The organism is Pseudomonas sp. FG6 (genome assembly GCF_057809015.1).
The window spans coordinates 22,005-40,760 of sequence record NZ_JBMDJD010000036.1; the positions used below are offsets into that span (position 1 = coordinate 22,005).

Genomic DNA, 18,756 nt, shown 5'->3' on the forward strand with positions numbered 1-18,756 from the left:
TTGCCCGCGATGGGCACGACGCGGTCTTTCAGAGATCGAGTCGCCTGTTTCGCGAGCAAGCTTTGCTCCCACAGATGAGAGCTACCACTCAGGGAATACGCGCCAGGCTCTCCGGCTGCAACACCCGCTTGGCGCTCAGATAGGCTTTCTGCCAGTAGGCCTTGGACAGGCTGTCGAGCTTGACTGTACCGCCCGTAGCCGGCGCGTGGACGAAGCGCCCTTCGCCGACATAGATCGCGGCATGGCTCACCTGAGAGCCGCCATTGGTCGCAAAGAAAATCAAATCGCCGGTCTGCAATGCCTCCTTGTCGACATCCGGGGCGCGCATGCCGATCATCTCGCGCGTGGAGCGCGGCAGGGAGATGCCAGCGGCGTCGCGGTAGACGTAGCCGATCAGGCCACTGCAATCGAAACCGGAATCGGGGGTGTTGCCGCCCCAGCGATAGGGTGTGCCCACCAATCCCAGTGCCCGGAAGAGCACGTCTTCGGCGGCCGGGGAAGCGGGTTGCGACGGGGCGAAGACCACCGGAGCGCGCACAGGTGCGGGCGGTGGCGTACGGCTGGCGCAGCCGCTGAGCAGCGCAGCAAGCAATAGGAGAGCGAGGCGGGCCGACGTCGACATATGCAGAACAATCCTGATCGGGATGCGGCTTTTTCTGCCGTGGACATGAAAACAAATCCGCCTGCGTAAAAGCAGGCGGATTGCCATCAATCAATGATCAAGGATTCTAGCGGCTACGGGGCAAACTTCAAGTAAGACTTTAAGTTTGCCCTACAAACTGTGAGATTACTTGCGAGCAGTCATCACAGTCGGGGCCATGGCGAGGGCGCGCTTGGCTTCGATGAAGGTCTTGTTCCAGTATGTGTCGCCCAGGCTGTCGATTCGCACACCACCGCTGCGGCGGCTGCTGGAATGGATGAACTGGTTGTCACCCAGGTAGATACCGGCGTGACTGACGCGACCGCGACGACCATTGGTGCTGAAGAACAGCAGGTCACCGGGTTCCAACTGGTTGCGAGCGACCAAGGGGGCGTTCACGTTGATCATTTCGCGGGTGGAGCGCGGCAGGTTCATGCCGGCTTCTTCGCGGAACAGATAGCCGATGAAACCGCTGCAATCGAAGCCGGCTTCAGAGGTACCGCCAAAACGGTAGCGGGTACCGATCAACGACATGCCACGCTCCAGGATGCTGTCAGCCAGCACAGGGAGCTGATAAGGCTTGCTGCCGGCGAAGGCTGCCAGCTCTTTGTCGTTGGCCATTTCTTCCTGGAACGAAACCGAGGAAGACTGGGCGGTAACGGAATTCTTGAGCTGTGCTTGTGGCGCTTGCTGGGACACTGGAGAGTGAGCAGCGCAACCGAACAGCAGGGTAACGAGTGCGAGAGGCACGAGGGGTGCGAAGCGCTTTAGCATGGGCACGACCGTGGCTGAAGTAGTAAAGATGGCGAGACTATGCCTTCTATCAACCTCATTTGCAAATTCAATCGATAAAAATGTGACTTTCCGTTTTTGCGTTTACATCTAAGCGCTTAAGCCCGTCGTAAACGTCACACAGCCTGCAACCCAGTTGTGGCGAGGGAGCTTGCTCCCGCTGGGCCGCGCAGCAGCCCCCTTTTTTGAGCATTTTTGAGCGCTTCGCACTCAAGCGGGAGCAAGCTCCCTCGCCACAAAAATCTCGCCCAAAAAATCTTTACCAGCCTAAAGTTTCTTTCAAAAAAGGAATGGTCAGCTTGCGCTGAGCCTGGAGCGAGGCCTGGTCGAGGCGTTCGAGCAACTCGAACAGGGCGCTCATGCTGCGGGTGCCACGAGTGAGGATGAAATGCCCGACTTCATCGGTCAGGTGCAGGCCGCGCCGCGAGGCACGCAATTGCAAAGCGCGCAGCTTGTCTTCATCGGAGAGTGGGCGCATCTGGAAAATCAGCGCCAGGGTGAGACGGGACTTGAGGTCCGCCAGCTTTACCGGCAGCTCCCGTGGTGATGTGGAAGCGGCAATCAACAGCCGCCGACCGCTGTCACGCAACCGATTGAACAGATGAAACAACGCCTCTTCCCAATCGGCCTTGCCAGCCACTGCCTGAAGGTCATCCAGGCACACCAGCTCATACTGTTCAAGGTGGTCGAGGATTTCAACGCCGCGGTCCATCAGCTCGGCCAACGGCAGGTACACAGCCGGCTCCCCCATCTGTTCGAAGCGCAGGCAAGCGGCCTGCAACAGGTGCGTGCGCCCTACCCCATCCTTGCCCCACAGGTAGATCAGGCTCTCGGTCCAGCCGGCGTCGGCTTCGCAAAGCCGCTCGACATAGCCGAGTGCAGCGGCATTGGCGCCTGGGTAGTAATTGATAAAGGTGGCGTCATCACGCAGACGCACACCTAGGGGCAGTTGAATCGGTTTCATGCGGACTGAACAGTTCCCAAGGAACCGCTAGTGGCCTCTGTGTAAGGTGTGCAAAGTCTATACCCGTGAGGCGGACCGCACAATGCGCCGGACCACGAGCAAAATCAAAGGTTTGCAAGCGCAAGAGCGTGCGGCGTCGGTTTCCCTGACGCCGCCTTGGCCTCTGGCCCTACAAATCAGGGTCTTCGACGCCGCTGTAGATGTCCGATTCCTTGTACACCTCGTGTACATGGCGCAGCAACACCATGATCACCGCCGCCACCGGCAACGCCAGCAGGATCCCGGTGAAGCCGAACAACTCACCGCCCGCCAGGATCGCGAAGATCACCGCCACCGGGTGCAAGCCAATGCGATCGCCCACCAGCAGCGGCGTGAGCACCATCCCTTCCAAGGCCTGGCCGACCATGAACACCGCCACGATGCCCACCATCGGGTACAGGTCGCCGCCAAACTGGAACAACCCGGCAATCAACGCCGCACCAATGCCAATGACAAACCCCATGTACGGCACGATGGCGGCCAGTCCGGCGATCATGCCGATCAACAGTCCCAGCTCCAGCCCGACCAGCATCAAACCGGCGGCATAAATAAAGCCCAGCGCGACCATCACCAGCAACTGCCCACGCACGAACGCGCCCAGCACTTCATGGCATTCACCGGCGAGGGTCATGATCCGCTCCTCCCGGTGACGCGGCAGCAGGCTGCGGATCTTGGCCATCATCAAGTCCCAGTCCCGCAGCAGGTAGAAGCTCACCACCGGAATCAGCACCAGGTTCGCCAGCCAGCCGATCAACGCCAGGCTCGAAGCCGTGGCCTGGCTCAGGACCACGCCGACGATGTCGGTGGTCTGGCCCATGTGTTCACTGATGGCCGCCTTGACCTTGTCGAACTTCCAGAAGCCGTCCGCCAACCCCAGCTTCGACTGCACCCACGGCACGGCGGAGTGCTGCAACCAGTCGAGCATCTGCGGCGCCAACTCGTACAGGCGCACGAGCTGCTTGGCGAGCATGGGTATCAGCACCAGCAGCAGGGCGCTCACTATCAACGTGAACAGTGCAAACACCGCCACCACGCCCCAGGTGCGCGACAGGCCGATCTTCTCCAGGCGATCCACCACCGGGTCGAAGAGATACGCCAGCAACAAGGCAACCAGGAACGGCGTGAGGATCGGGTGCAGCAGATAGATAAACGCGCACAGCAGGGCCACCCCGCCCAACCAGAACCAACGCCGCGTATCGCCCATGAACCACTCCTAGCTATATAAAGAAAGAAACCTACCAGCGAAACCGCAGACTGGGCACAGGTGCTGGCGCGGGGGCCGCCACGGGCGCCGAGCCATCGACTGCGGGTTGAGCTGCGGGGGCGACCACCTCGCCAGCAGGAATTTCCTGCAATTTCGCCAGGGCCAGCTGCGCTTTCAGTTGCTCGGTACTGCCGTTGACCCGATAGACCACCCGGTCGCCCTCGACCTGTTGCAACTGCCCACCGAACGGTTCAAGCAAACGCCCAAGCGCCGCGTAACGTTCCAGGCTCATGCCCTGCACTTCCAGCACTTGCTCGGTGGCCACGCCCGGCTTGGCGACGAAACGTGGCGCCAGGCGCTGGCTCACCGCCAACATGACCGCATCGGCCAGGGCAGCAGGGTCGGCACCTTCGGCGTTGCCTTGTTCGCGCTGATCTCCCAACCACAGACGCCAGGTGCCCCGCCATTTGCCGCCCTCTTCCTTGGTATGCACCGCCAGCAGGGCATCGGCACCATAACGCTCCGAGGCCTCGCGCAGGGGGGCCGGGTCACTGCCCTCCAGGTTCGGCGCCGTGGCGACGATCTGCTCGCTCAGGTCCGCCAGCGGCAGGTGCAGGGGCAGGCCGCGGTGCTGGGCGGCGCGACGCAACGGTGTAGCGCTGGCCTGACCATCGCCCACGAGGCTGGAGCCTTCGGCCGAGTCACTGAGCCACCAGCCCAGGATCGAAGGCCGGTTCGCGCCCCACAGCGACAGCCCGGCCGAGCGCAATGCCCGGTCGGTGCTCACCGGGTCGAAGTCCACCTTCAGGCTCTCGGGAGGCCCGGCGTCATAACCGTATTGAAGAATGATCTGCTGCGGGTCCTGGCGAATCGCCGCCAGGCCGGGGCCCTGGGCGGCTTTCGCGTCACCGGTCAGACGCAGCACCAGCGTGTCCAAGGCGCGCAGCGTCGCCTGGTCACGCTCTTGCGGCGCCTGGCTGGCAACCGGTTCAAGCACTTGATAGAGGCCATTGAGGGCTTCGGCATGGCTCGCCAGACTGATCAGCGACAAGCAGCCCACGGACAAGATTTTGTACAAACGCATGGAAGATTCCCGGACATAGCGGCTGGAACAGGCCGAATGAAGAAAATTGAACATGGCTGAGACCACGGCACCCGGCAAAACATTCACACGCCCGGTGGAAGTTTCGCAACGGTCATCACCATAGCCGGTTACGGCTACACCTTATACAGACGCGCCCCCCAGTACCAATACAAGAAATATCGGTTTTTTTCGACGGATATGTCCCTGCCCGTCGGCACGAGGATGGCCGCTGCCCCACAAGCCTGATAAAATCGCGCGCCTTCGCAGACCGGCAACGGCAGGGTACCCGGAATAATTCGTACAACGGTTATTCACCGCCCCTGACAGTCGGTCGTTACCCAGAAATTCCCCCTAAAGGCCTGGATCATGAGCAAGCAACCCTCCCTGAGCTACAAGGACGCCGGTGTAGACATCGACGCCGGTGAAGCATTGGTCGAACGCATCAAGAGCGTCGCCAAGCGCACCGCGCGCCCTGAAGTCATGGGCGGCCTGGGCGGTTTCGGCGCCCTCTGCGAGATCCCGGCCGGCTACAAGCAACCGGTGCTGGTCTCGGGCACCGACGGCGTCGGCACCAAGCTGCGCCTGGCCCTGAACCTGAACAAGCACGACAGCATCGGCATCGACCTGGTGGCCATGTGCGTGAACGACCTGGTGGTCTGCGGCGCCGAGCCGCTGTTCTTCCTCGACTACTACGCCACCGGCAAGCTGAACGTCGACACCGCCGCCCAGGTCGTGACTGGCATCGGCGCCGGCTGCGAGCTGTCCGGCTGCTCCCTGGTCGGCGGCGAAACCGCTGAAATGCCAGGCATGTACGAAGGCGAAGACTACGACCTGGCCGGCTTCTGCGTCGGCGTCGTGGAAAAAGCCGAGATCATCGACGGTTCGAAAGTCGCCACCGGTGACGCCCTGCTCGCCCTGCCGTCCTCCGGCCCGCACTCCAACGGCTACTCGCTGATCCGCAAGATCATCGAAGTGTCCGGCGCCGACATCGAGAACACCCAGCTCGACGGCAAGCCGCTGACCGACCTGCTGATGGCACCGACCCGCATCTACGTCAAGCCGCTGCTCAAGCTGATCAAGGACACCGGCGCCGTCAAGGCCATGGCCCACATCACTGGCGGTGGCCTGCTGGACAACATCCCGCGCGTGCTGCCAAAAGGCGCCCAGGCGGTGGTCGACGTGGCGAGCTGGACCCGCCCGGCGGTGTTCGACTGGCTGCAGGAAAAAGGCAACGTCGACGAGACCGAAATGCACCGCGTGCTGAACTGCGGCGTGGGCATGGTGATCTGCGTGGCCCAGGAGCACGTCGAGACAGCCCTGAACGTACTGCGCGAAGCCGGCGAGCAACCTTGGGTCATCGGCCAGATCGCCGCTGCCGCCGAAGGCGCTGCCCAGGTCGAGTTGAAAAACCTTAAGGCTCACTGATGCAGATGTCTGCGACCTGTGATGTCGTGGTGCTGTTGTCCGGCACCGGAAGTAACCTGCAGGCCCTGATCGACAGCGCACGGACCGGCGACAGCCCGGTCCGTATCCGCGCGGTGATTTCCAACCGCGCCGATGCCTATGGCCTGCAACGTGCCAAGGACGCGGGTATCGACACCCGCATCCTGGATCACAAGGCGTTCGAGAGCCGTGAAGCCTTCGACGCCGCGCTGATCGAACAGATCGACGCCTTCAATCCGCAACTGGTCGTCCTGGCCGGTTTCATGCGCATCCTCAGCGCCGGTTTCGTACGCCACTATCAGGGGCGGCTGTTCAATATCCATCCCTCGCTGCTGCCCAAATACAAAGGGTTACACACTCATCAGCGGGCCTTGGAGGCCGGAGACACTGAGCACGGCTGCTCGGTGCACTTCGTCACCGAGGAACTCGATGGCGGACCTCTGGTCGTACAGGCAGTAATACCGGTAGAGTTGCACGACACGCCGCAAAGCCTGGCGCAACGGGTTCACGCCCGGGAGCACCAGATCTACCCGATGGCCGTGCGTTGGTTTGCCGAAGGACGGCTGACCCTGGATGATCGCGGTGCTTCACTGGACGGCCAGTTGCTCGCCGCCAGCGGCCATTTGATTCGAGACTAGGAGATTTTATGCGTCGCGCCCTGCTCTTCGCCTGTGCCCTGCTCGCCTTGCCCCTGGCACAGGCTGCGGACCTTCAACCGTTCTCCGCCAGCTACACCGCCGACTGGAAGCAGTTGCCCATGAGCGGCACCGCCGAGCGTAGCCTGACCAAGGAAGCCAACGGCACCTGGAAGCTGAGTTTCAAGGCTTCGATGATGATCGCCAGCCTGACCGAAGAAAGCACCCTGACGTTGGACAAGGACACCCTGCTGCCGCAGTCCTACCACTTCGAACGCGGTGGCCTGGGCAAAGCCAAGAAGGCGGACCTGGACTTCGACTGGAACGCCAAGATGGTCACCGGGGTCGATCGCGGCGATGCGGTCAAGTTGCCGCTCAACCGCGGCATGGTCGACAAGTCCACCTATCAATTGGCCCTGCAACACGACGTGGCAAACGGCAAGAAAAGCATGAGCTATCAGGTGGTCGATGATGGCGAAGTCGATACCTATGACTTCCGCGTGCTGGGCTCGGAAAAGGTCGACACCAAGGCCGGCCAGATCGACGCGATCAAGGTAGAACGCGTGCGCGACCCGACACAAAGCAAACGCATCACCGTGCTCTGGTTCGCCAAGGACTGGGACTACCTGCTGGTACGCCTGCAACAGGTCGAGACCGACGGCAAGGAGTACAACATCATGCTCCTGGACGGTACGGTCAATGGCAAGGCTGTGAAAGGCAGTTGATCCAAGCCGATAACAAGAAGCCCCGCACATGCGGGGCTTTTTAATGCGCGGATTTCAAGCCCACTCCCATGAACCTGTTGGCAATCAACCTGTGGGAGCGAGCCTGCTCGCGATGGCGGTGCATCAGTTAGCGGTGATGTTGCCTGAAACTCCGCTATCGCGAGCAGGCTCGCTCCCACAGGGTTTGGCTTTTATCGCGCAATTACTAGCGCACCATGAAACCTTCTTCATGAACCCCACCTGCGACCGAATGCCGCGCACCACCTGGCCTGCAGGACGGTGGCGATTTTCATGAAAACTTCTTAACCGGTCGAAGCGTTTACTTAGCCAGCTATCAAAATCTATAACAAAGCCCTGCACATGCCTTGCTGCAGATAATAGAGATGGGAGCTTGCCAGATGACTGTGAAAGTAACTGAACGCGACGACGCTCATATGCCCCATGAAGGGATTGCCGCCGGGATCCGGATCTGGGACGTGCACCAGCAGGATTTGCTAGTGGGGATGTTTCACTCCGAGACGGATGCACAAAGCTACAAGGCTGAGCTGGAATACCAGGAAAGGCAGCGCTCGCACGAAACAGCAGAATCCTGAACGAACAAAACTCTGTGGACCTGCCTGTGGGAGCAAAGCTTGCTCCCACAAAGATCTACAAATGTTCCCTCAGCCCCCACCAATTATTTAGCTTGCGGTCCGGCTTACCACATCAAATCATCCGGAATCTGATACGCCGCGTACGGATCATCCGCATCCACTTCTTCGGTCTGGGTGTTGAGCTGGACGATCCGCTTGGGGTCGCGCTCCTGGATTTTCAGTGCAGCTTCGCGCGGGATCACTTCGTAGCCACCGGCGTGGTGGACGATCGCCAGTGAACCGCTGCTCAGCTTGTTGCGCATCAGCGTGTTGACCGACAGGCGCTTGACCTTCTTGTCGTCGACGAAGTTGTAATAGTCTTCGGTGGTCAACTTCGGCAGGCGCGACACTTCGATCAATTGCTTGATCTGCGCAGCCCGAGCTTTCTGTTCGGCCTTTTCCTGCTGCTGACGATTGAGTTCCTGGTCGCGCTTGACCTTCTCGGCCATGGCCTCCTGGGCCGCACGCTGCTGGGAATCATCCAGTTCGATCTGGCCTTTGTGGGCCAGGCGCTGCTGTTTCTGTTTCTCTTTGCCGACCTGCTTGGCCTGCTTTTGGTTGACCAACCCGGCTTTGAGCAATTGGTCGCGAAGGGAAAGGCTCATGGTGCTTACTCACTTAGGCAACGGCCTCAGCCACAGCTGGGCAAATTCTTTTCCTGACGTTTGGCTTCGCCCCACAAGGCGTCCAATTCTTCGAGGGTGCAATCTTCCATGGGACGGTGGGTGTCGCGCAATGCCTGTTCGATAAATCGGAAACGTCGCTCGAACTTTCCGTTGGCGGCCCGCAGTGCGGTTTCCGGATCGACCTTCAGATGCCGGGCCAGGTTCACCACACTGAACAGCAGGTCGCCGATCTCGTCGCTGATGGCTGTCGGATCGTTGTCAGCCATGGCTTCGAGTACTTCGTCCAACTCCTCCCGCACCTTGTCCAGCACCGGCAACGGGCCCGGCCAGTCGAAACCGACCTGTCCGGCACGCTTTTGCAGCTTCGCCGAGCGGGACAACGCCGGCAGCGCCGCCGGTACATCGTCGAGCAACGACAATTGCTCCGGCGCCGCAGCCTTCTCGGCCCGCTCCTCGGCCTTGATTTCTTCCCAACGCTGCTTGACCTGCTCTTCGTTCAGGCGCGGCACGTCGACCGGCGCATACAGGTCGCCGGTAGGAAACACGTGGGGATGGCGACGGACCAACTTGCGGGTGATGCTGTCGACCACGCCGGCGAATTCGAAGCGATTTTCTTCCCGCGCCAACTGGCTGTAATACACCACCTGGAACAACAGGTCGCCCAACTCGCCCTGCAAGTGATCGAAATCGCCGCGCTCGATGGCATCGGCCACTTCGTAGGCTTCTTCCAGGGTATGGGGGACGATGGTGGCGTAGGTTTGCTTGATGTCCCACGGACAGCCGTACTGCGGGTCCCGCAGACGGTTCATCAGGTGGAGCAGGTCTTCGAGGCTATACATTGCAAATCCATCTCATCACACAACACGCTGTGGGAAATAACCCAATGGAGCAAACCTGTGGGAGCAAAGCTTGCTCGCGACTGAGGTGGCGCCCCCCCCCTATTGAGGCTGGGCTACCGTCATCGCGAGCAAGCTTTGCTCCCACAGGCTTGTTCCCATATCAAATCGGGCTTAACCCGGCGTGCGGTTACGCCGGGTCTCGATGATGTTCGGCAACTGGGAAATCCGTCCCAGCAACCGCCCCAGTGCATCCAGCCCCGGGATCTCGATGGTCAGGGACATCAGCGCGGTGTTGTCTTCCTTGTTCGACCGGGTGTTGACCGCCAGCACGTTGATCCGCTCGTTCAGCAGCACCTGGGACACGTCGCGCAGCAGGCCGGAACGGTCGTAGGCGCGGATGACGATGTCCACCGGATAGGTGAGCACCGGCACCGGACCCCAGCTGACCTGAATGATCCGCTCCGGCTCGCGACCGGCCAGTTGCAGCACCGAGGCGCAGTCCTGGCGGTGAATGCTCACGCCACGGCCCTGGGTGATATAGCCGACGATCGCATCCCCCGGCAACGGCTGGCAGCAGCCCGCCATCTGGGTCATCAGGTTGCCCACGCCCTGGATCTGGATGTCGCCGCGCTTGCCCGGCTTGTAGCCGGCGGCCTTGCGGGGAATCAGCTCCAGTTGCTCGTTGCCACGCTCCGGTTCCACCAGTTGCTGGGCCAGGTTGACCAATTGCGCCAGGCGCAAGTCGCCGGCCCCCAGGGCAGCGAACATGTCCTCGGCGGTCTTCATGTTGGCCTTCTCGGCCAGCTTCTCGAAGTCCACCTGTGGCAGGCCCAGGCGGGTGAGCTCGCGCTCGAGCAGGGTCTTGCCGGCGGCGACGTTCTGGTCGCGCGCCTGCAGTTTGAACCAGTGGACGATTTTCGCCCGCGCCCGCGACGTGGTGATGTAGCCCAGGTTCGGGTTCAGCCAGTCGCGGCTCGGCGTGCCGTGCTTGCTGGTGATGATCTCGACCTGCTCACCGGTCTGCAGGCTGTAGTTGAGCGGCACGATGCGCCCGTTGATCTTGGCGCCACGGCAGTTGTGGCCGATCTCGGTATGGACCCGGTACGCGAAGTCCAGTGGCGTCGCACCCTTGGGCAGGTCGATGGCGTGGCCGTCGGGGGTGAAGATGTAGACCCGGTCCGGTTCGATATCGACCCGCAGTTGCTCGGCCAGGCCACCGATGTCACCCAGTTCCTCATGCCACTCGAGGACCTGGCGCAGCCAGGAGATCTTTTCTTCGTAGTGGTTGGAGCCAGACTTGACGTCGGTGCCCTTGTATTTCCAGTGGGCGCAGACGCCCAGCTCGGCTTCCTCGTGCATGGCGTGGGTGCGGATCTGCACTTCCAGCACCTTGCCTTCCGGACCGATCACCGCCGTGTGCAGCGAGCGATAGCCGTTTTCCTTCGGGTTGGCGATGTAGTCGTCGAACTCCTTGGGAATGTGCCGCCACAAGGTGTGGACGATCCCCAGCGCGGTGTAGCAGTCGCGCATTTCCGGCACCAGGACCCGAACGGCGCGAACGTCGTAGATCTGGCTGAATTCCAGGCCCTTGCGCTGCATTTTGCGCCAGATGGAATAGATGTGCTTGGCCCGGCCGCTGATGTCGGCTTCCACGCCGGTGGCCTGCAACTCTTCGCGCAACTGGGTCATCACGTCGGTGATGAAGCGCTCGCGGTCCAGCCGCCGCTCATGCAACAGCTTGGCGATCTGCTTGTACTGGTCGGGTTCCAGGTAGCGGAAGGACAGGTCCTCCAGCTCCCACTTGATGTGACCGATCCCGAGGCGGTGGGCCAGGGGCGCGTAGATATCGAACACTTCGCGGGCGACGCGATGGCGTTTCTCGTCATCGGCGGATTTCACGGCGCGGATCGCGCAGGTACGCTCGGCCAGCTTGATCAACGCGACGCGCACGTCGTCGACCATCGCCACCAGCATCTTGCGCAGATTCTCCACCTGGCCCTGGGTGCCCAGGACCATGGAGTGCCGTGGGCTAAGGCTGGCGCTGATGGCGGCCATGCGCAGCACGCCGTCGATCAACTTGGCGACCACCGCGCCGAAGCGCTGGCTGACCACCGGCAACTGGATCTGGCCTTCGCGGACACCGCGATACAGGACTGCGGCCACCAGTGAATCCTGGTCGAGCTTGAGGTCGGCGAGGATCTCGGCGATTTCCAGGCCCGTATGAAAACTCGAGGTGCCTTCGGACCACAGGTTCTTCGCCGCGTTGTGCTGCTGTTCGGCCTCGCGAGCGAACTCGCAGGCTTCTTTCAAGGCTTCACGGTCCAGTGCCATGTCGATACTGACCGTGTGGTCGAGCCAAGCCTCGAGATTGATACTGCCGTCGGTGTTGATCGGCTGGTGTGCTCTCACCTGTACCATCTTTACTTACCTTCCCTACGACGCAGATTCAATGCGTCAGCATCGCTGACCTTCGTTGCCCGTGTTTGCGCCCAGGGCTGTGGCGGTGACACGAACGGGTCAATCGGACAAGCCATCCTGGCTCGCTTCAAATAACGCCATGGCCTCGACATGCGCCGTCTGAGGAAACATATCGAGAATCCCGGCACGTTTTAACCGGTAGCCCTGCTTGATCAATTCGACCGTATCCCGGGCCAAAGTTGCCGGGTTGCACGATACATAGACCAAACGCCTGGCGCCCAGGGACGCCAGCTTGCGTACCACCTCGTAAGCACCGTCACGGGGTGGGTCCAAGAGTACCGCACAAAAGCCTTCGCCGACCCATTGCGCCCCCGCCAGCGGCTGGGATAAATCGGCCTGAAAAAACGCAGTGTTATGCAAATTGTTGCTGATAGCGTTGGCCGCCGCACGGTCCACCATGGTCTGCACGCCTTCCACCGCCACCACCTCGCGCACGCGCTGGGCCAGCGGCAAGGCGAAGTTGCCCAGTCCACAGAACAGATCCAGCACCCGCTCCTCGGGTTGGGGCGCCAGCCATTGCAAGGCCTGGGCGATCATCGCCTCATTGACCCCGGCATTCACCTGGATGAAATCCCCCGGTCGGTAAGCCAGCTCCAGGTCCCAGGTGGGCAGGCGATAACCCAGGGTCTGCCCGGGATCGACCGGTTGCGGCTCACCTTCACCGTGCAACCACAACTGCGCCGCATGAGCGGCACAGAAATCCTTGAGGACCGTCAGGTCTGCGTCCGACAGCGGCGCCATGTGCCGCAACAACACGGCCAGGGACGAGCCAGCGAACAATTCCACATGCCCCAGCGCCTGGGGTTTGCTCAAGCGCCGGAGCATGTCCGGCAACTGGGTCATGATCGGCTGCAAGGGCTGTACCAGCACCGGGCAATCGCCGATGGCAACGATGTCCTGGCTGCCAGCGGCGCGAAAACCCACTTCAAGTCTTTTCGTTTTCTGGTCCCAGCGCACCGCCACGCGGGCGCGACGCCGGTAGCCGAACTCCGGCCCGCTCAACGGTGCGGCCCATTCATCCGGTTCCACAGCGGCCACGCGCGACAACTGCTCGGCGAGCATGCGCTGCTTCAGGGCAAGCTGTTCATCATGGGGCAAATGCTGGACGCTGCAGCCGCCACAACGACCGGCATGGACGCACGGCGCCGCACGACGCAACTCACTGGGCACGAACACACGCTCGGTACGCGCCTCGACCACTTTGCCGTGGGCACCCAGCACCCGCGCCTCGACCTCCTCGCCGGCCAGGGCACCGATGACAAACCAGGTACGCCCCTCGACAAACGCAATGCCGCGGCCGTCATTGGCCAGGCGCTCGATGGTCAAGCGCTGCTTCTTGCCGGTGGGCACTTGTGGCGCCCGGCTTCCGCCGCTGGGCTGGAAGCGCAGGCCTCGTTCATGCTTGGCCATCAGTTGGGCGCGTCGAAAATGCCGGTCGACAGGTAGCGGTCGCCGCGGTCGCAGATGATCGCAACGATCACTGCATTCTCAAGTTCCTTCGACAGGCGCAGCATCCCCGCCACGGCACCGCCCGAGGACACGCCGCAGAAGATGCCTTCTTCACGCGCCAGGCGACGGGTCACGTCCTCGGCTTCGCGCTGGGCCATGTCGATGATGCGGTCCACGCGCTCAGCCTGGTAGATCTTCGGCAGGTACTCTTCGGGCCAGCGACGAATGCCCGGGATGGCCGCGCCTTCCATCGGCTGCAGGCCGACGATCTGCACATTCGGGTTCTGTTCTTTCAAATAGCGCGAGGTGCCCATGATGGTGCCGGTGGTGCCCATCGAGCTGACGAAATGGGTGATGGTGCCGTGTGTCTGGCGCCAGATCTCGGGGCCGGTGGTGGTGTAGTGGGCCTCGGGATTGTCGCCATTGGCGAACTGGTCCAGCACCTTGCCACGTCCCTCGGCCTGCATCTTCTCGGCCAGGTCGCGGGCGCCCTCCATGCCTTCTTCCTGGGTCACCAGGATCAGCTCGGCGCCGTAGGCGGTCATGGCTGCCTTGCGCTCGGCGCTGGAGTTGTCGGGCATGATCAGGATCATCTTGTAGCCCTTGATCGCAGCCGCCATCGCCAGCGCGATACCGGTGTTGCCGGAGGTCGCTTCGATCAGCGTATCGCCAGGCTGGATCTGCCCGCGCAATTCGCCACGGGTGATCATCGACAGCGCCGGCCGGTCCTTGACCGAACCCGCCGGGTTGTTCCCTTCGAGCTTGAGCAAAAGCGTGTTGCTGGTATCGCCAGGCAGGCGTTGCAAACGGACCAGCGGGGTGTTGCCGACGCAATCGGCGATGGTGGGGTACTGCAGAGTCATGGCGTATTCGCAATCCGGGCTGCGGGGGTGCCTATCATACCGGCAAACCCTGCCAGGCCATATCACGCAAAGTATGGTGGTTATGGCTTATAGGAATAAGCAGCACCCCCTCGTGGCGAGGGAGCTTGCTCCCGCTGGGCTGCGCGGCAGCCCAAAAAGCCTGGGTTCGCGATGTGTCAGGCCGTTTTTGGGGGCCGCTTCGCGGCCCAGCGGGAGCAAGCTCCCTCGCCACAGGGGCCGCGCTCGGCTGAATTGTCGCAGCCTTATGCAAGACCGCAGGGCAGTTGAGATCCCCCACGACACGAATTTTACGAAGATCGCCCGCCCGCAAATCGCTACACTGCGCAGGTATTGCGTGCCGGGATGCGCGCAACGTCAATCAGACCGCTGGATGCAGGAGACAAGTGTGCTCAAGAAACTGGGAATCAAAGGCCGCGTGCTGTTGCTGACCCTGTTGCCGACCAGCCTGATGGCGCTGGTCCTGGGCGGCTATTTCACCTGGATGCAGCAGTCGGACTTGCATGCCCAGTTGCTGCAACGTGGCGAGATGATTGCCGAACAGCTTGCCCCGCTGGTCGCCCCGGCCCTGAGCCGCCAGGACACCGAACTGCTGGAGCGCATCGCCACCCAGTCCCTTGAACAGGCCGATGTGCGCGCCGTCACTTTCCTTGCCCCCGACCGCTCGTCACTGGCCCATGCTGGCCCGACCATGCTCAACCGGGTGCCGGAGGGCAACAGCGTGCAGTTGTTGCAACGCACCGGCAACGACGCCACGCGCTATCTGTTGCCGGTATTCGGCCGGCACCGCAACCTGGCCGGCGAGCTGATTCCTGAAGAAGCCGACCGCCTGCTGGGCTGGGTCGAGTTGGAGCTGTCCCACAGCAACATGTTGCTGCGTGGCTACCGCAGCCTGTTCGCCAGCCTGCTGCTGATTGCCGGTGGCCTGTGCTTGACCGCACTGCTGGCCCTGCGCATGGGCCGCACGATCAATCGCCCCCTGAGCCAGATCAAGCAAGCAGTGGCGCAACTCAAGGACGGTCACCTGGAAACCCGCCTGCCACCGCTGGGCAGCCAGGAACTCGATGAGCTGGCGTCGGGCATCAATCGCATGGCCGGCACCTTGCAGAATGCCCAGGAAGAGTTGCAGCACAGCATCGACCAGGCCACCGAAGACGTGCGCCAGAACCTGGAGACCATCGAGATCCAGAACATCGAACTGGACCTGGCGCGCAAAGAAGCCCTGGAAGCGAGCCGGATCAAGTCCGAGTTCCTGGCCAACATGAGCCACGAGATCCGCACGCCGCTCAATGGCATCCTCGGCTTTACCCATTTATTGCAGAAAAGCGAGCTGACCCCGCGCCAGCTCGACTACCTGGGCACCATTGAGAAATCGGCCGACAGCCTGTTGGGGATCATCAACGAGATCCTCGACTTTTCGAAGATCGAGGCCGGCAAGCTGGTACTCGACAACATTCCCTTCAACCTGCGCGACCTGTTGCAGGACACCCTGACCATCCTCGCCCCTGCCGCCCACGCCAAGCAGTTGGAACTGGTGAGCCTGGTCTACCGCGACACACCGCTGTCGCTGGTGGGCGATCCGCTGCGCCTCAAGCAGATCCTCACCAACCTGGTCAGCAACGCGATCAAGTTCACCCGTGAAGGCACCATCGTCGCCCGGGCCATGCTCGAAGATGAACACGAAGACAGCGTGCAGCTGCGCATCAGCATCCAGGACACCGGCATCGGCCTGTCCAGCCAGGACGTCCGGGCGCTGTTCCAGGCGTTCAGCCAGGCCGACAACTCGCTGTCCCGACAACCGGGTGGCACCGGCCTGGGCCTGGTGATTTCCAAGCGCCTGGTGGAACAGATGGGCGGTGAGATCGGCGTCGACAGCACGCCGGGCGAAGGTTCGGAGTTCTGGATCAGCCTGCGCCTGCCCAAGACCCGCGACGACGCCGAGGACCTGCCCGGCCCACCGCTGCTGGGACGCCGGGTGGCCGTGCTGGAAAGCCATGAACTGGCCCGCCAGGCCTTGCAGCACCAGCTCGAAGATTGCGGCCTGCAAGTGACACCGTTCAACACCCTGGAAAGCCTGACCAACGGCGTCACCATCGCCCACCAGACCGACCAGGCAATCGACCTCGCGGTGCTGGGCATCACCAGCAATGACATGCTGCCCGAGCGCCTCAACCAGCACATCTGGGACCTCGAACACCTGGGCTGCAAGGTCCTGGTGCTGTGCCCCACCACCGAGCAGACCCTGTACCACCTCTCCGTGCCCAACCCCCACAGCCAATTGCAGGCCAAGCCGGCCTGCACGCGCAAGTTGCGCCGCTCGCTGTCCGACCTGGTCAATCCGCGTCCAACCCGCAGCGAACCCAGCGAGCCGGTGATCAGCCGCGCGCCCAAGGTGCTGTGCGTGGACGACAACCCGGCCAACTTGCTGCTGGTGCAGACCCTGCTCGAAGACATGGGCGCCAAGGTGCTGGCGGTGGAAAGCGGCTATGCCGCGGTCAAGGCCGTGCAAAAGGAAACCTTCGACCTGGTCCTGATGGACGTGCAGATGCCCGGCATGGACGGTCGCCAGAGCACCGAAGCGATCCGGCAGTGGGAAAGCGAGCGGCATTGCACGCCGCTGCCGATCGTCGCCCTCACCGCCCATGCCATGGCCAACGAAAAGCGCGCCCTGTTGCAAAGCGGCATGGATGACTACCTGACCAAGCCCATCAGCGAGCGGCAACTGGCCCAGGTGGTGCTCAAATGGACCGGCCTGGCCCTGCGCAATCAGTCACCCGAGCGCAACGCCGAGGCCCAGGGCACCAGCGAGCTGTTGGTGCTCGATCATGAAGAAGGCCTGCGCCTGGCCGCCGGCAAGGCCGACCTGGCCGCAGACATGCTGGCCATGCTGCTGGCATCGCTTGAGGCCGACCGCGAAGCGATCCGCCAGGCCAGCGAGGCAGGCGACCAGAATGCCCTGATCGAGCGGGTCCACCGCCTCCACGGCGCCACACGCTACTGCGGCGTGCCACAGTTGCGCGCCGCCTGCCAGCGCAGCGAGACCCTGCTCAAGCAACAGGACCCCAAGGCTGCCTTGGCCCTGGAGGACCTGGAGCGCGCCATCGAGCGCCTGGCCAGTGAAGCGCGCATCAGTGCCTGATCCAGGGCAATAGGCACGGCCCCCGTAGCAGCTAAGCTGGGGCCATTCCCGCCTCAAGGAGGTCGCCATGCGCGTCATTCTATTCAGCAGCCAGACCTACGACCGCGACAGTTTCAGCCACGCCCCGGTGCCCGCCGGCCTGGAATTGCAGTTCCAACCCGCCCGCCTGAACCTGGACACCGTGGCCCTGGCCGAGCGCCATGAAGTGGTCTGCGCGTTCATCAACGACGACCTGAGCGCCCCGGTGCTGGAGCGGCTGGCCGAAGGCGGTACGCGGCTGATCGCCCTGCGCTCGGCCGGCTACAACCATGTCGACCTGCTCGCCGCCAAGCGCCTGGGGCTGAGCATCGTGCGCGTCCCGGCCTACTCGCCCCATGCGGTCGCCGAACACGCCGTGGCGCTGATCATGTCCCTCAACCGCTGCCTGCACCGCGCCTACAACCGCACCCGCGACGGCAATTTCAGCCTGCATGGCCTGACCGGTTTCGACCTGGTGGGCAAGACCGTCGGCGTGATCGGCACCGGGCAGATCGGCGCCACGTTTGCGCGGATCATGACCGGCTTCGGTTGCCAGTTGCTGGCCTACGACCCGTATCCCAACCCGCAGGTCGAAGCCCTGGGCGCCCGCTACCTGCCCTTGGCCGACCTGCTGGCCCAGGCGCAGATCATCAGCCTGCATTGCCCACTCACGGAGCAGACCCGGCACTTGATCAACGCCGACTCGCTGGCGGCCATGCAGCGTGGTGCCATGTTGATCAACACCGGACGCGGGGGGCTGGTGGACACACCCGCCCTGATCGAAGCCCTGAAAAGTGGTCAGTTGGGCTACCTGGGGCTGGACGTGTACGAAGAAGAGGCCCAGCTGTTTTTCAAGGACCGCTCCGACCAGCCCTTGCAGGACGACGTCCTGGCGCGGCTGCTGACCTTCCCCAACGTGATCGTCACTGCCCACCAGGCGTTCCTGACCCAGGAAGCGCTGGCGGCAATTGCCATGACTACCTTGGACAACATCGCGGCCTGGGCGGCTGGCGCGCCTCAGAACCTTGTAGAGAGCTGACCTGAGCCAGCACACCTTCTGTGGGAGCGAGCCTGCTCGCGATAGCGGTCTGTCAGTTGACATCAAGGCTGCCTGATCCATCGCCATCGCGAGCAGGCTCGCTCCCACAGTGGATTTCGTCGCCTGCCC

Annotated in this window: 16 protein-coding genes; 6 read left to right on the plus strand and 10 right to left on the minus strand. The window is 62.5% G+C overall.

What is annotated here, in order from left to right:
• Positions 1–88: 88 nt before the first annotated feature.
• The 5 genes from ACODSJ_RS20475 to ACODSJ_RS20495 all read right to left on the minus strand — a co-directional run bounded on the left by ACODSJ_RS20475 (position 89) and on the right by ACODSJ_RS20495 (position 4,723).
• Entirely contained in the window at positions 89–622 is a 534-nt protein-coding gene (locus tag ACODSJ_RS20475) for a C40 family peptidase (RefSeq protein ID WP_489103463.1), read from the minus strand.
• Between the two features lie 165 nt (positions 623–787).
• Positions 788–1,414: a C40 family peptidase gene (locus tag ACODSJ_RS20480; RefSeq protein WP_489103464.1), complete on the minus strand. Its 627-nt coding sequence runs from the start codon at positions 1,412–1,414 to the stop codon at positions 788–790.
• Between the two features lie 277 nt (positions 1,415–1,691).
• Positions 1,692–2,396 (minus strand): DnaA regulatory inactivator Hda, encoded by a 705-nt coding sequence (hda, locus tag ACODSJ_RS20485; RefSeq protein ID WP_489103465.1) that lies wholly within the window; start codon positions 2,394–2,396, stop codon positions 1,692–1,694.
• Positions 2,397–2,565: 169 nt separating this feature from the next.
• On the minus strand, positions 2,566–3,639 hold the full coding sequence (locus ACODSJ_RS20490; protein WP_489103466.1) for an AI-2E family transporter: 1,074 nt from the start codon (positions 3,637–3,639) through the stop codon (positions 2,566–2,568).
• A 31-nt stretch (positions 3,640–3,670) separates the two neighbouring features.
• Positions 3,671–4,723 (minus strand): DUF2066 domain-containing protein, encoded by a 1,053-nt coding sequence (locus ACODSJ_RS20495; RefSeq protein ID WP_489103467.1) that lies wholly within the window; start codon positions 4,721–4,723, stop codon positions 3,671–3,673.
• Positions 4,724–5,089: 366 nt separating this feature from the next.
• Between ACODSJ_RS20495 and purM the strand changes: the two genes are divergently transcribed.
• From purM to ACODSJ_RS20515, 4 genes are all read left to right on the plus strand, one after another.
• Positions 5,090–6,148, plus strand: coding sequence for a phosphoribosylformylglycinamidine cyclo-ligase (gene purM / locus ACODSJ_RS20500; RefSeq protein WP_489103468.1), 1,059 nt, complete (start codon positions 5,090–5,092; stop codon positions 6,146–6,148).
• Between the two features lie 5 nt (positions 6,149–6,153).
• A complete protein-coding gene (gene purN / locus ACODSJ_RS20505) occupies positions 6,154–6,804 on the plus strand; it encodes a phosphoribosylglycinamide formyltransferase (RefSeq protein WP_489103494.1) in 651 nt (216 codons plus the stop codon).
• 8 nt (positions 6,805–6,812) lie between these two features.
• Positions 6,813–7,526, plus strand: a complete 714-nt coding sequence (locus ACODSJ_RS20510) for a DUF3108 domain-containing protein (protein WP_489103469.1) — start codon at positions 6,813–6,815, stop codon at positions 7,524–7,526.
• A 398-nt stretch (positions 7,527–7,924) separates the two neighbouring features.
• Positions 7,925–8,119, plus strand: coding sequence for a hypothetical protein (locus ACODSJ_RS20515; protein ID WP_489103470.1), 195 nt, complete (start codon positions 7,925–7,927; stop codon positions 8,117–8,119).
• 104 nt (positions 8,120–8,223) lie between these two features.
• On the opposite strand, the gene ACODSJ_RS20520 is transcribed toward ACODSJ_RS20515, so the two are convergent.
• The 5 genes from ACODSJ_RS20520 to cysM form a co-directional block, all read right to left on the minus strand.
• A complete protein-coding gene (locus tag ACODSJ_RS20520; RefSeq protein ID WP_489103471.1) occupies positions 8,224–8,763 on the minus strand; it encodes a DUF2058 domain-containing protein in 540 nt (179 codons plus the stop codon).
• Positions 8,764–8,789: 26 nt separating this feature from the next.
• Positions 8,790–9,623, minus strand: coding sequence for a nucleoside triphosphate pyrophosphohydrolase (gene mazG, locus ACODSJ_RS20525; protein ID WP_489103472.1), 834 nt, complete (start codon positions 9,621–9,623; stop codon positions 8,790–8,792).
• Between the two features lie 171 nt (positions 9,624–9,794).
• On the minus strand, positions 9,795–12,041 hold the full coding sequence (relA, locus tag ACODSJ_RS20530; RefSeq protein WP_489103473.1) for a GTP diphosphokinase: 2,247 nt from the start codon (positions 12,039–12,041) through the stop codon (positions 9,795–9,797).
• Positions 12,042–12,140: 99 nt separating this feature from the next.
• Positions 12,141–13,511: a 23S rRNA (uracil(1939)-C(5))-methyltransferase RlmD gene (gene rlmD / locus ACODSJ_RS20535; protein ID WP_489103474.1), complete on the minus strand. Its 1,371-nt coding sequence runs from the start codon at positions 13,509–13,511 to the stop codon at positions 12,141–12,143.
• Positions 13,511–14,413, minus strand: a complete 903-nt coding sequence (cysM, locus tag ACODSJ_RS20540; RefSeq protein WP_489103475.1) for a cysteine synthase CysM — start codon at positions 14,411–14,413, stop codon at positions 13,511–13,513. The genes rlmD and cysM overlap by 1 nt, the downstream gene beginning before the upstream one ends.
• A gap of 406 nt (positions 14,414–14,819) precedes the next feature.
• On the opposite strand from cysM, the gene ACODSJ_RS20545 reads away from it, so the two are divergent.
• A complete protein-coding gene (locus tag ACODSJ_RS20545; protein WP_489103476.1) occupies positions 14,820–17,570 on the plus strand; it encodes a response regulator in 2,751 nt (916 codons plus the stop codon).
• A 67-nt stretch (positions 17,571–17,637) separates the two neighbouring features.
• Positions 17,638–18,627, plus strand: coding sequence for a 2-hydroxyacid dehydrogenase (locus tag ACODSJ_RS20550; protein WP_489103477.1), 990 nt, complete (start codon positions 17,638–17,640; stop codon positions 18,625–18,627).
• Positions 18,628–18,756: the final 129 nt, after the last annotated feature.

Bases quoted from the DNA above. Each gene is read 5' to 3' on its own strand.
- ACODSJ_RS20475 (WP_489103463.1), bottom strand. From the start codon at position 622: ATGTCGACGTCGGCCCGCCTCGCTCTCCTATTGCTTGCTGCGCTGCTC.
- ACODSJ_RS20480 (WP_489103464.1), bottom strand. From the start codon at position 1,414: ATGCTAAAGCGCTTCGCACCCCTCGTGCCTCTCGCACTCGTTACCCTG.
- hda (WP_489103465.1), bottom strand. From the start codon at position 2,396: ATGAAACCGATTCAACTGCCCCTAGGTGTGCGTCTGCGTGATGACGCC.
- ACODSJ_RS20490 (WP_489103466.1), bottom strand. From the start codon at position 3,639: ATGGGCGATACGCGGCGTTGGTTCTGGTTGGGCGGGGTGGCCCTGCTG.
- ACODSJ_RS20495 (WP_489103467.1), bottom strand. From the start codon at position 4,723: ATGCGTTTGTACAAAATCTTGTCCGTGGGCTGCTTGTCGCTGATCAGT.
- purM (WP_489103468.1), top strand. From the start codon at position 5,090: ATGAGCAAGCAACCCTCCCTGAGCTACAAGGACGCCGGTGTAGACATC.
- purN (WP_489103494.1), top strand. From the start codon at position 6,154: ATGTCTGCGACCTGTGATGTCGTGGTGCTGTTGTCCGGCACCGGAAGT.
- ACODSJ_RS20510 (WP_489103469.1), top strand. From the start codon at position 6,813: ATGCGTCGCGCCCTGCTCTTCGCCTGTGCCCTGCTCGCCTTGCCCCTG.
- ACODSJ_RS20515 (WP_489103470.1), top strand. From the start codon at position 7,925: ATGACTGTGAAAGTAACTGAACGCGACGACGCTCATATGCCCCATGAA.
- ACODSJ_RS20520 (WP_489103471.1), bottom strand. From the start codon at position 8,763: ATGAGCCTTTCCCTTCGCGACCAATTGCTCAAAGCCGGGTTGGTCAAC.
- mazG (WP_489103472.1), bottom strand. From the start codon at position 9,623: ATGTATAGCCTCGAAGACCTGCTCCACCTGATGAACCGTCTGCGGGAC.
- relA (WP_489103473.1), bottom strand. From the start codon at position 12,041: ATGGTACAGGTGAGAGCACACCAGCCGATCAACACCGACGGCAGTATC.
- rlmD (WP_489103474.1), bottom strand. From the start codon at position 13,511: ATGGCCAAGCATGAACGAGGCCTGCGCTTCCAGCCCAGCGGCGGAAGC.
- cysM (WP_489103475.1), bottom strand. From the start codon at position 14,413: ATGACTCTGCAGTACCCCACCATCGCCGATTGCGTCGGCAACACCCCG.
- ACODSJ_RS20550 (WP_489103477.1), top strand. From the start codon at position 17,638: ATGCGCGTCATTCTATTCAGCAGCCAGACCTACGACCGCGACAGTTTC.